The sequence below is a fragment of the Moorena sp. SIO4A5 genome (genome assembly GCF_010672005.1).
Taxonomy (GTDB): Bacteria; Cyanobacteriota; Cyanobacteriia; order Cyanobacteriales; family Coleofasciculaceae; genus Moorena.
In genome coordinates this window covers 45,292-58,333 of sequence record NZ_JAAHHZ010000028.1, presented here as the reverse complement: position 1 = coordinate 58,333, position 13,042 = coordinate 45,292, and the positions used below count along the sequence as shown (strand labels likewise).

At 40.1% G+C, this 13,042-nt stretch carries 9 protein-coding genes; 7 read left to right on the top strand and 2 right to left on the bottom strand.

Features of this window, described 5'->3' with window-relative positions; all coding sequences use genetic code 11:
* Nucleotides 1-397: 397 nt before the first annotated feature.
* The 4 genes from F6K57_RS10540 (at nt 398) to F6K57_RS10525 (ending at nt 5,597) form a co-directional block, all read left to right on the top strand.
* Nucleotides 398-1,585: a glycosyltransferase gene (locus F6K57_RS10540; protein ID WP_293067259.1), complete on the top strand. Its 1,188-nt coding sequence runs from the start codon at nt 398-400 to the stop codon at nt 1,583-1,585.
* Between the two features lie 134 nt (nt 1,586-1,719).
* Nucleotides 1,720-2,862, top strand: coding sequence for a dTDP-4-amino-4,6-dideoxygalactose transaminase (gene rffA, locus F6K57_RS10535; RefSeq protein WP_293067256.1), 1,143 nt, complete (start codon nt 1,720-1,722; stop codon nt 2,860-2,862).
* Nucleotides 2,863-3,240: 378 nt separating this feature from the next.
* On the top strand, nt 3,241-4,272 hold the full coding sequence (locus F6K57_RS10530) for a GNAT family N-acetyltransferase (RefSeq protein ID WP_293025981.1): 1,032 nt from the start codon (nt 3,241-3,243) through the stop codon (nt 4,270-4,272).
* Between the two features lie 170 nt (nt 4,273-4,442).
* Nucleotides 4,443-5,597 carry a glycosyltransferase family 4 protein gene (locus tag F6K57_RS10525; protein WP_293067252.1) on the top strand — a complete coding sequence of 385 codons (1,155 nt, stop codon included), beginning with the start codon at nt 4,443-4,445 and terminating at the stop codon, nt 5,595-5,597.
* 155 nt (nt 5,598-5,752) lie between these two features.
* Here F6K57_RS10525 and F6K57_RS10520 read toward each other — a convergent pair whose 3' ends face one another.
* Nucleotides 5,753-7,420: an alkaline phosphatase family protein gene (locus tag F6K57_RS10520; RefSeq protein WP_293025977.1), complete on the bottom strand. Its 1,668-nt coding sequence runs from the start codon at nt 7,418-7,420 to the stop codon at nt 5,753-5,755.
* Between the two features lie 442 nt (nt 7,421-7,862).
* Between F6K57_RS10520 and F6K57_RS10515 the strand changes: the two genes are divergently transcribed.
* Both F6K57_RS10515 and F6K57_RS10510 read left to right on the top strand, forming a co-directional pair.
* The gene (locus tag F6K57_RS10515) at nt 7,863-9,590 is read left to right on the top strand and encodes a cellulose-binding protein (protein WP_293067248.1); all 1,728 of its coding nucleotides are present in this window, start codon (nt 7,863-7,865) and stop codon (nt 9,588-9,590) included.
* 173 nt (nt 9,591-9,763) lie between these two features.
* Nucleotides 9,764-10,807 (top strand): glycosyltransferase, encoded by a 1,044-nt coding sequence (locus F6K57_RS10510; protein WP_293025974.1) that lies wholly within the window; start codon nt 9,764-9,766, stop codon nt 10,805-10,807.
* Between the two features lie 18 nt (nt 10,808-10,825).
* On the opposite strand, the gene F6K57_RS10505 is transcribed toward F6K57_RS10510, so the two are convergent.
* A complete protein-coding gene (locus F6K57_RS10505; RefSeq protein WP_293067244.1) occupies nt 10,826-10,966 on the bottom strand; it encodes a hypothetical protein in 141 nt (46 codons plus the stop codon).
* A gap of 300 nt (nt 10,967-11,266) precedes the next feature.
* On the opposite strand from F6K57_RS10505, the gene F6K57_RS10500 reads away from it, so the two are divergent.
* Nucleotides 11,267-12,490: a glycosyltransferase family 2 protein gene (locus tag F6K57_RS10500; protein ID WP_293067241.1), complete on the top strand. Its 1,224-nt coding sequence runs from the start codon at nt 11,267-11,269 to the stop codon at nt 12,488-12,490.
* Nucleotides 12,491-13,042: the final 552 nt, after the last annotated feature.

Below are 13,042 nucleotides of genomic sequence, written 5' to 3'. Positions count from 1 at the left end.
ATTATGAATCGGGGCTGATTGGGAGATTGGGAGATGCATTGAAGGCTTTTGCACAACTGGATCGATAATAAAATTTATAGCAACGGAAGTATAGTTTAAGACATAGTATTTTGGTTTAAAGGGAGCAGGGATCAAAAATATATCTTAAGCTTTACTTCCACTACTATAAATCCCTATTAGTTTACACCTGATGCTCTATAGCTTTTTTGGATCTATTTTTTTAATTAAATGGATAGTAAAATCAATCATAGTGTATGCATTTTGTTTTTTTAAATAACACCAACTTTATCCTAAAAATTAATATATATCTATTTTTTCTGAAAATAAGGATATTAATATAACGGTAAAATGGTAATACTTTTTATAAAAAATTATTGAAAACAAAGGAATTAATTTTATGCGTTTATTGATTATTCAGTATGCTGGAGATTACCGTAAAACCTTTGAACGCTTAGCTAACGGTGGACCTGAGACATACTATGCTCAGAAATATTCTGTAGATGCGGTAGCTGAAATTGGCAAACAAATTGGGGAAGTTGCAACTCTCTGTTGTATGACCGAAAAACCATACAATGAGCTACTGGAAAAAGGAGTTCGTGCCATTGGTGCAGGGTTTGATGGAAAGATTAACGTTAAAAAATTAATCCAATTGGTTGAAGATTACCATCCAACTCATTTAGTTGTTCGCACACCCATTCGGGAAGTTTTTCGTTGGGCAATTCACAATAATGTTTCAACCCTAGCCCTATTTGCTGAATCTATTCCAACCAGAAAGGTGCGTAACAAGTTTCGTAATTATTTACTAAGCCAATTATTAAATAATGATCAAATCCAATGGATTGGTAGTTATGGGATTGATTCCTCCCGAGTACTCCAGGACATAGGAGTCCAATCTGACAAGATAATTCCTTGGAGCTTTATTGTTACTGAAACCCCAGAATCTTGGTTACCAAAAACTCTACGATCAGAGGAAAAGTATTGGCAAATATGTTATGTTGGCTCAATGAATTTAGCTAAAGGGGTTGGTGATATATTAGAATCTATCGCTAAATTAAAAGCTAATAAATTTCCAATCAAATTGAAGCTAGCTGGTTACGATAAAACCGGTTTCTTTGTCAATAAAGCTAAGCAGCTACAAATCGAAGACTGTGTAGAGTTTCTCGGACTAGTACCAAGTAATACGGTAGTTCCTCTGATGAGAGAATCTGATCTGGTATTAGTTCCTAGTCGCCACGAATTTCCAGAGGGTTTCCCACTAGTAATTACTCATGCCCTTTGCGCTCGAACTCCAATTATTGCTTCAGATCACCCAATGTTTATCAATAAACTAAAAGATGGCATCAATGCGAAAATTTTCGAAGCTGGCAACTCTGTTGCTTTAGCAGAATCTATTCAAAAGCTGCTTTCCGATTCAGATCTTTACCATAATCTGTCTATAGCCTCTTACGAAACCTGGAAGAGTTTGCAGCTTCCAGTAAAATTTGCTGACCTAATTCAGCGATGGCTACATGACTCACCAGAAAATGAACAATGGTTAATTGAGCATCGTTTAAGTTCAGGGCGCTACAACTCAACATCTCCCTAATAATAATTTAATCATAATTATTATTCCTAGCAACAATAAGCCATATCAATAATTTCTAATCTATAGGATTTAAGGTGCATCGTAAAAATTGATCGCATTAATACCAAGTAGAAACTAATAATTACTAACTAAAAATGGAAGTTACTTTGTCAAAAATACCTTTTAATCGCCCTGTTACTGTTGGAACAGAATTTGAGTATATCCAACAGACCATCAAGAACATGGATCTTTCCGGTGATGGTGCTATTACCAAAAAATGTCATGCTCTACTCGAACAAATATTGTCAGTTCCCAAGGTTCTGCTAACCACTTCCTGCACTCATGCTCTGGAAATGGCGGCACTACTATTAAACATCCAACCAGGGGATGAAGTAATTGTTCCCTCCTTCACCTTTGTCTCTACCATTAATGCCTTTGTCTTACGAGGTGCTCAACCTGTCTTTATTGACATCCGCCCGGATACCCTCAATTTAAACGAAGAGAAATTAGAATCACTGATTACCCCCCGCACCAAAGCTATTGTTCCCGTACATTACGCCGGTGTCGGGTGCGAGATGGATGCTATTTTGGAGATTGCTGGACGTTACGGTATACCAGTTGTTGAGGACAATGCTCATGGGCTATTTGCTAAGTACAAAGGCAAGTATCTAGGTACATTTGGTTGTCTAGCTACCCAGAGTTTTCACGAGACTAAAAACTTTACTTGTGGAGAAGGTGGCGCACTCTTGATCAACGACCCCCAGTATATCGAACGTGCTGAGATTATCCGCGAGAAAGGAACTAATCGCACTCGCTTCTATCGCGGTCAAATTGATAAGTACACCTGGGTAGATATTGGTTCAAGTTATCTCCCCTCAGGCATACTCGCAGCTTTCTTGTATGCTCAGCTAGAAAGTCGCCAACAGATTCAGAGCAAGCGACAGCAAATTTGGGAGTACTACTACGAAAATCTCAAGGATTGGGCACCGGAGTACGGTATTCGCTTACCAATTGTGCCAGAGTACTGTGACCAGGCATACCATATGTTCTACGTACTCTTACCGTCCCTAGAGAAGCGCCAAGCCTTGATTGCTCACTTGAAAGCTCAAGGCATCTACAGCGTTTTTCACTATCTGCCATTGCACTTGTCTGATATGGGACGAGAGTTTGGGGGCAAAGAAGGAGACTGCTTGGTGACTGAGGATGTAAGCGATCGCTTACTTCGTCTGCCCTTTTACAACGATATGACTGAGGCTGACCAAGCAAGGGTTGTGGCATCAATCAAGAAATTTTTCTGAACTCTAGCAGAACTCTAAGACATACATAACTGAGGTAAAACTCGGTAACAAACACTATAAATAGTAGGGTGAGACCCTACAAGTAGAGTTACTGCGTAAGTCCTGAAATAAATAGATAGGCGAAAATCAGCGCAGCTATCTAAATCGATAAATCCAATACTCAAGCGTTCGCGTAGCGTGACCTTTCGGGCAAAGCCCGACGCTGCGCGAACGGTCAATCGCATTTTTATCTTTGTTGATGTTTCCAGGTAAGCGATTGACCGTAGGTCACGCTACGCGAACGCTTACTTTGTCTTACCTTTGGTCAAGATTAATCAAGGAATTCACTAGGGCATTTCTAATACTTATGGTCACAAAAATTAATTATAGGAGTAGTGAATGAGCCTATCAATTACCAAAACCTATCTCGCTAATGCTGAAGAATGGGATAAAATTTGGCAAGAATGCAATTATTCAACTTATTTTCATTCAAGAGAATGGGCCGAAATCTGGAATACCTATACTCAAGGAGAATTTCGCCCAAACCCTCAAATGATCGTAGTCTCAGATCAAAAAAGAGCTTTAATCCCCCTTTCTTATAAACTTGGAAATCCGAAATTTATCAAGAAATACTCATCCTCACCAGACGGAACCTTTGGAGGATGGATTTCCGCAGACGAACTTACCATTGACCATGCCATTTTACTAGTTAAATTTCTCGATAAAAATTTTTGGGGTAAATTAAGTTGGCGAGTAAATCCTTACAATGAACTAGCTAGTAAAGCTGTAGCCCTAAGTTGTGTCAGTGAACAAGAGGAGGATACCACTCACGCCATTAACTTAGACGTGGGTTTTGAAACAATTTCCAAAACTTGGAAAAAGGGCGGTAGTTCTATGGCTCGAAAAGTCCGAAAAGCTATCAAGGAAGGAGTTTCAGTAACTACAGCATCTACCCTAGATCAATGGTGGGAATATTATCAAGTTTATCAAGATTCATTACGACGATGGGGAGATAATAGTCTTGGTAGCTATAGTTGGGAACTTTTTAAAACAATTTTTCAACTTAAGTCACCTAACGTTAAGCTTTGGCTAGCCCACTATCAAGACGAAATTATCAGCGGAGCACTATGCTTCTACGCCAAGAAACATGTGGTGTATTGGCATGGCTCATCTTTAGAAAAATACTTGAATCTAAGACCAGTTAACTTAGTTATGTATGAAATTGTCAAAGATTCTTGTGAACAAGGATATTCTTGGTTTGATTTTAATCCTAGTGGTGGATTGCCAGGAGTTATAGCATTTAAGAAAAGTTTTGGAGCAGAGCCTCTTGACTGTTATATGATATATGTTGATCATAAGTTGAGGCGTATGGTGAAACCCCTAAAACCTTTAAAGAAAATATTAATGCCGTATTACCCTAGAGCTAACTAAGCAAAATTGCTTAGTTAGTTTTAAATACCTAAAAATGATTACATTAAAAAGTAAACTACTGGGGAGCAATAAATTATCAAGCAATTTAATAATACGGCTGGTTTGACATCAAATACTTTACTAATAGGGAGCTATAATTGAAGCGGTACATTTGATAGCAAGATTCAACCTTGGTAAAACCGATGATGCAGCCCTTGAGAGTTGGTTTTTTATCTTCTCAGAATTATTTAGATAAAAATACTTTTTCTGGCACCCTTTATTATATGCATAGGTCTCTGGCATCAAGAGACCTTCAGTTGATTAATCTCGGCAATCCCAGAAAAGTATCCTATTGGCATAAGCTAGTCAAGCCTATCCAATTAATTGATTCATTTTTAGGTTTCAAGTCTTCTGATCAAAATGAACAGCTTAATCGATTCATAATTAACGTTCAAAGACAGTTAAATGAAACCCCATGTGATTTACTTTTTTGCCCTGTTGCATCAGCAGAAGTAAGTTTAATTGACACTAGTATTCCTATTATTTTTTTATCCGATGCTACTCCGAAGCTAATCAACAATGACTACTATAAAATTTACCGAAACCTAGAAGAATTTGAACTAGGAGAAAAACATGAATTTTCTGTATTATCAAAATCTCATAAACTAGTTTATTCTTCAGAATGGGCTGCCAAATCTGCCATTAGCGACTATCAGGCAGATCCAGAGAAAGTTGAAGTAATTCCCTTTGGAGCAAATTTAGATGATATCCCGTCAGTAGATCAACTATTTTCCAAGTGTAATGCTTCCCGTTGCCGTTTATTGTTTATTGGTAAAGATTGGCAGAGAAAAGGTGGAAATATTGCCTTTGAAACTCTGATGTCTCTGCTGAACATGGGAATTGACGCTGAGCTAGTTATGCTTGGTTGTGTGCCACCGGATGACATTAAGCATGAGCGGCTAAAGGTCATTCCTTTTTTGAATAAAAATAATCCTAAGCAACGAGAGGAACTTAATCAATTATTTCTGCAATCCCATTTTTTGATGTTTCCCACTCGTGCTGATTGTTCACCAATTGTGATTTGTGAGGCTAATGCATTTGGTCTCCCTGTAATCACAACTGATGTCGGAGGAATCCCGACAATTATTAAAGATGGCAAAAATGGTTATATGTTACCGTTATCTGCCTCAAGTGATCAGTATGCTAGTGTGATAGCAAATAACTTTGGTGATCGGGCAGTCTATGAACAATTAGTCAAGTCTTCTAGAGAGGAATACGATCAGTCTCTCAATTGGGATACATGGGCAGAACGTATACATCGTGTGATGATAAGCATGTTCAATTGATTCCTGTCGGATTTGTGAGATTTGGAATAAAATGAAGAGGGGAAAGAGGAGTAAAAATCTCCTCATCCCCTCTTTACCTTATCCCTCATTTCTAATTTACAAAGACTTAACTATGAGGGCAACGTTTCTGACCACACTCTAAGGCAGTAGGCATATTAACCGTTGACAAGCTCTTTTGCTAGCAATGGTAGTGGCTTACCTTCAAAGTATTCAGGAATTGGTGCACCCATCAATTCCAAAATTGTGGGGGGAAGATCAAGAGCATGACCGCCTCCGAAATCAACACCGGACGCAATATCTGGACCTGCGGCGATGATAAATCCCTCAGGGCGATGGCTGCCAGAACGATAATGGGGTACAGGACCAATACGTCCAACATCAGGACTTTCCACCACATCTGTGGCATACTCATCTTGCCAGACAAGTACCAAGTCGGCATCAGACAGCTTACAATTTCGCTCAGTGGGCGACTTCCGTGTCCTGATGATATCCTTGACCATCGGTACACCTTTTCGGGCATCTTTAAGAGCGTAAAGCTTTTGGATCAGTTCATCACAGAAGGCATCATACTCCGATTCCGGTACCAATCCTTGGGGTTCTCGTCCCTGAAGATTGATGCGGATATATCCTTCTGAAAAGCTTGGTAGGGCAAACGCTTTCATCTTGTGCCAGACCGGTGCATACCAAGCGGCTGGTTGGAAAGGTACTACATCGGTTTGCTTAGCTAGCCTGAATGGCGAGATTAGATCGGGTTCTTGAGAAGAATCTAACCATGGCTCGATTAGTTTGAAAAGCTTGGTGGGCATTTCTCGTCTCAAAAACCTTTTAATGGCATTAGGATCATACTTGGTACCCCACAGATGTCGCTCCCAATAGTTCCATTTCATTTTGGTAATTATCGGTTCAGGGGGTGTTCCCAACTCAGTACCATTAGCCAGGCCAAATTTGCCAGGGAAACTCAGGCGATATAGAAACTCAGGCAGGAAGGTCGTGCTGGGGGTATCCATGGTGTTAGGACCCATGCCATGAGCGGAGAAAATGACGACATGAGCATCCTTTGGTGCTTTGGCTAAAATCTTGCCGATTGCCCGATCAATGGCTTGAAAGCCTTCGAGCATTGGATCACCTGAAACACGGGAACTAAAATGCTCATACAGAGGATGCTCCGGTTGACTCAACTGCCAGAAATTGTGACCCAGTGCATGGGCTTCGCCAAACACTGTTAAAAACAAGTCCCAAGAACCTCGTTGCAAGAGATCTTGACAAATAGTAGCGCGACGGGAGATCCCTGTCTCAAGAACTTTCCGAAGTCGAAGTGTTCCTTTTAAATCAAGACACACTGCATAGTCTTTATGGAGTCCTGGATGTTCTCCATGTTTGTCAACCAGTTCTTGAAACAGTGAAGTCGGTAAAGACCCACTAGCTACTTGAGGAGAATGGGCTCCCCAAGCTAAAACCTGCGGACCATTTACCTTCTCAGAAAGCCGAGTTTGAGGCATGTCAAAAACTGCCACTCGATAATCTTCACCCAGGGCATAAAATGGAGGATACTCACTATAGTCATAGGCGGCCTTGGTGTAGCACTCATAGCTACCTTCTCGAAATCCCAAGGGAGACCAGTACCCAGTTGTGTGAGGCGAGCAGCCAGTCAAAAATGTTGTCCAAGGGGTTTCTGCACTAAACGCTTCAAAGTTTTTTAGGCGTCCATAGGTTCCCTGGTCGCGCAGACGACGCATAGTCTGGAGATGTCCCTGAGACATCCATTTCTCAAGGACAGAGGGCTCAGCTGCATCTAGTCCAATGGCAATAACGGGCTTGTTCATTTCTCTGAAAGTAAATGTTAATACTGGAGATGCAACCTGCAACTTAACCAGGGGCATTCGTGAATCTTGGCAAGTCTTAGAGTGACATTAAACTCGATTTGGTCTATGTTATACAACAGCTAAGTTTACCGTTATACCCCTGCTTTGATCTTTACCTATGGATTTCTAAAAATCCTTCTCGTTATTATAACTTTATAACAAGATTAACTTAAATTCATATATAGCGTAAGCTTTTGATAAAAATCTCTAGACCAAAAATCCGGATAGCTGTTTTTTATTAAGTATATATTAGTGGTGATAATTACCAGCCATGTAAGCAGTCAGCTAATGGGCGTGCGTCACAGGCTATAAGCCTGTGCCACGAACGCTACTTGAGTGAAGTCAGCTTACCAATAACTTCCAATTATCAAGTCAGTTTTGCTAGCCCTGATAGTTAAAATTAGTGTACAGTATAGTTTTCACAAAAAACCAAATAATTACATTATTTATTTTTAGTTTTTGTCTAACTTTATTCATTGCGCTTAATCCAACACATCCTGAACAATTTTATCAAAAAATTAATATTTTTTTCAGTAAATCAACGGTTCAAAACTCTCTGGATAAAACTAGTAACTTAGGAACTAACCTGAATGGAATTGCTGATTGGTCAACTGAACTTCCTTTCTTAGATGCCTTCAAATCGTCGAGACCATGGATTACTCAATGTGTCTCTGGAGAAACAGGCTGTAGTGGTTCGTGGGATACTGAGGAATACGATAAACTGGATTTAGACGAACAGGGCTGGGTTAAGTCTTTACCTGCTCCAGAAGCTCCTCCTGAATATACTCGTGTGGCTACACTACTTTTTACAGGGATGAAAAATTATCCAGCTGGAAAGTATGTGGTTTTATACGATGGAGAAGGCACTATAGAATATAAGTTTGATGCCACCAAAGATGAGGTAGCGTCAAGGCCAGGAAGAGATGTAATTAATGTAACGCCATCCGGGGCTAGTATCTATTTAATAATTACCGCTACGGATCCTAATAACACGGGTAATTATATTCGCAACATTCGTGTTGTTCAAGCTAAGGATGAAGATACTTACGAGTCTGAACTTTTTAATCCGGAATTCATCAATAAAATTAAAAAATTTAAAGCCATCCGTTTTATGGACTGGATGGAAACCAATCATTCTAAGCAAAGGGAATGGGCAAATAGACCAAAAGTAGATGATGCCTCCTACGCTTACGGTAAAGGTGTACCTGTAGAAATCATGGTTAAACTAGCCAATCGCATTGGTGCTGATCCATGGTTTAATATGCCCCATCAAGCTACAGATGACTATATCACTAATTTTGCCCAAATAGTTAAAGATACCTTAGATCCAAATCTAAAGGTTTATGTGGAACTGTCTAATGAAGTGTGGAATTGGCAATTCCAACAAGCTAACTATGCCTTAGCTCAAGGTCAAGCTAGGTGGGGCAAGGATAAAGGAGATGCATACATGCAATGGTATGGCATGCGTACTGCTCAAATGTCTGATATTTGGAAAAATATATTTGGTAGTGACAGCAATCAAGTTGTGTCTGTTATGGCTACCCATACCGTGTGGCTTGGTTTGGAAAATGCTGTTTTAGATTGTCCTCTGTGGGTAGCAGAGGGTAATGCTCCTTGTTATCAACATAGTATTGATGCTTTTGCGATCGCGGGATATTTTAATGGCAGCTTAAACGCGGAAGAAAATGAAAGCACCATAGAATCTTGGTTGAATGAACCCGATGGCGGAGTGTCAAAAGCGTTTAAGCAGATCAAATCCGGGGGTTTACTTCCCACAGAAGAAGACTATGAGAGTTTAAGTGATATTGATAAAATTTTTAAGTATCATCAACAAGTAGCAGCTAAAAGAAAACTACAGTTAGTGGCTTACGAAGGTGGTCAACATCTTGTCAAGTCCGATAATCAAAAACTAACTGAGTTTTTCATTGAGCTTAATAGACATCCAAAAATGTACAAAATTTATACAGAACTCCTGAATGAATGGAAGAATCAGAACGGTGGCTTATTTATGCACTTTTCTGATATCAAGAAGCCGAGTAAATGGGGAAGCTGGGGGGCTTTAGAACATGTATACCAAAAGAGTTCACCCAAGTATGATGCCCTGATAGACTTTATCGATCAAAATTCCTGATCCTGTAAACTTCCCTAGAAAGCTGTACAAGGGTGAATCTGCTACAGTTTAATCTGGCTAAAATCTTTCACCCACAACGAGAGCGTTAGGGAAACAGCGTTTCAGTGCTACCTCTACGTTTCAATTCTTTGCCTCGTCCAAGAAAAGAGCTAAATTCTCAAAGCAGTTAAACGATGAACACTCTCTCAGCTGTAGAATACAAACCCCAAGGTGTGAAGCAAATTGGATTAGTTGTGATTGGACGCAATGAAGGTGAACGCCTACGTCAGTGTCTACTGTCTGTAATTAAGAACGCCGCTCGTGTGGTTTATGTCGATTCTGGCTCCACAGATAACAGTGTGGAAATCGCTCATTCTTTGGGGGTAGAAGTAATTGGACTCGACCTATCTAAACCGTTTACTGCAGCTCGTGCTAGGAATGCGGGATATATCTATCTTAAACATTTAGAGCCAAATCTTAAGTTTGTCCAATTCGTGGATGGGGATTGTGAGGTAGTAGCGGGATGGCTCGACTATGCTCAAGGGGAACTGGAAGCCAACCCTAATGTCGCTGTAGTCTGTGGTCGCCGACGAGAGCGCTTCCCTGAAAAATCTATATATAACCGATTGTGCGACATGGAGTGGGATACACCAGTAGGTGAAGCTTCCGCTTGTGGTGGTGATGCAATGATGCGCACAGAAGCTTTTGAACAAGTCGGAGGGTTTAATCCGACCCTAATTGCTGGTGAAGAACCGGAACTGTGCTTGCGGCTGCGCCAGAGGGGTTGGAAGATTTTTCGCCTAGATGCTGAAATGACTTGGCATGATGCCCAAATGACACGTTTTAGTCAGTGCTGGAAACGGTTCTTAAGAGCAGGTCATGCTTACGCTGAGGGAGCCTGGTTACACGGTCACACTCCAGAACGCCATTGGGTGAAAGAAAGCCGGAGCATTTGGTTCTGGGGGTTACTCTTACCCCTGTTAGTATTTGCGATCGCATGGCTCACCCATGGCTTGAGCTTATTGCTGTTGCTGGGTTATCCTCTGATGACTTACCGGATCTATCGTCATAAGTCCCAGACAGGTTTTAGCTCAACAGATGCTTTACTTTATAGTCTCTCTTGCATGATCGGCAAGTTTCCTCAGGTCCAGGGTCAGATTCAATTTCACCTAAATCGATTGCTAGGACAGCGTAGTAACTTGGTTGAGTACAAAACTGTACTTAATAGTAACAGTTAGATATAGCAATTATCATAGCTATGAGGTAGACAATTTCTGGATTTTAGGGAACAGGGAACAGGGAACAGGGAAGAGAGAATAGGTAATAGGTAATAGGTAATAGGTAATAGGTAATAGGTGATAGGTAATAGGTGATAGGTGATAGGTGATATATAACATTATTAAATAGAGCTAATTAGGTTTTTATTATACTTTAAAGAAAATTATATAACTTACTTATAGTTAGTTTAGAGCTGGTTATAGTTTACTAATTAGCGATTATTTATTGGATTTAATATATAGTCTATTATTCCTATTAATGATGATGGAAACAAAAGGTTTATTTTTGTTAAATTAACCCTCTTATCTGTTCCCTGTTCCCTGTTCCCTATTCCCTATTCCCTATTCCCTGTTCCCTGTTCCCTGTTCCCTGTTCCCTAAAAAAAAATAACTTATTTTAAGCTTTAAGGATGTTGAATTGTGTTAGCTAATCAGCCATTAATCTCATTTATTGATATTCCATTTTTGGTAATAGCATTTGCCCTTATCGTTCCAATTACAGTTCTTTTTATTGAATGTAGTGCAGCAATTTTGCCTAATGCCTCTGAGCCATGGTCGGATGCTAGGAAACCCCGACCAACGGTGGCTGTTTTAGTTCCAGCTCACAATGAAGCCTCTGATATCAGTGCCACCCTGGAAACATTACTACCTCAGCTTACGGAGCAAGACCGACTAATAGTCATTGCTGATAATTGCACTGATGACACCGCAGCAGTGGCTCGGAAATCTGGTGCTACCGTAATTGAACGACAGGATCATGAGCGCAGAGGTAAGGGATATGCCTTAGACTTCGGTATGAGCTTTATCGAGCCTAATCCACCGGATGTAGTGGTGGTGGTTGATGCAGACTGTATCGTTACTGAAGGAACGATTTCACGGATTTCCCGCCTTGCGTACGCTAGACAACGACCGGTTCAGTCAACTTACTTAATGACACAACCAGACAAACCGGTAGTAAAGGATTTGATCTCTACCCTGGCGGTTAAATTCAAAAATACAGTCCGTCCGAGTGGGTTACATCGACTGGGCTTGCCTTGTTTGTTAACAGGTTCAGGAATGGCGTTCCCTTGGTCAGTGATTCGCAAAATCTCTTTGGCTGGCAGTAAAACAGTTGATGATATGCAGTTGGCTTTGGATTTAGCGATCATCGGACATTCCCCAATATATTGCCAACAAGCAGGAGTGACAGGTCGTCTGATGAAAGACGCTTCAGCAAAGAGTCAAAGGTCACGCTGGGAGCATGGTCATATCGAGACTTTGCTAAACCAAGTTCCTAAGTTGCTCAAAGAGTCTATTCGTCAAAGACGTTTCGATCTATTAGCGTACGCATTAGACTTATGTGTGCCACCATTGTCCCTATTGGTTCTAATTTGGGTAGCTGCTACAGGGGGAGCTTTACTCGGGGGAGCATTGGGAGCATCATGGATAAGTACCATTGTGTTACTAATAGAAGGGGTGCTGCTGTTAATTGCGATTGTTGAAGGTTGGGCTAAATTTTGCCGAGCAGACTTTCCGATCCTGATGCTCTTAGCTGTTCCAATTTACATTCTGTGGAAAATTCCCCTCTATCTGGCTTTTCTGGTGGAACCTCAGACCAAGTGGATTCGCACAGAGCGGGATGCAGTCGATACCCCATCATCCTAATCAACTGATTCTACTAGGGGAGATCAATTTCTGGTCTTTTCTTTAGCCTAGGTATAGGATTCTTAAGTAATTGTTTGAGAATCCGGGTTAATTAAATTTTTAATACCATAATTTAGCCCAAGTAATTATCCTTGGGCTTACCTATTTTGGATATAAATATTTGAGATTTATACCACAAAATATAGCAGAAGTCAGAAGTCAGAAGTCAGAAGTCAGAAGTCAAACTCTTGCGCTTACTTAGGTTTGAGACTTTTGTCATGTCCTAACTGCCCTGGCGACTGCTATAAATCAAAAAAATTAGCATCCTAAGTGTATATTAAAAGATAATTTAAGCGGGGAATAATCCCAAGTATTAAAAGTAATAATCAAGAGCAATATCAGGATATTTTAATATTAAATTAATCTGTCAAATTAATTTACATAATTGGTATAAAATATTTTGACATTTATTAATATAAAAATATTTTGAAATTACCAAAGTCTTTTGAAAAAAAAAAGACTATAAATAACCGAAATAAAAGGAGTTGAGGGCACTCCGGAATATTGATAAAT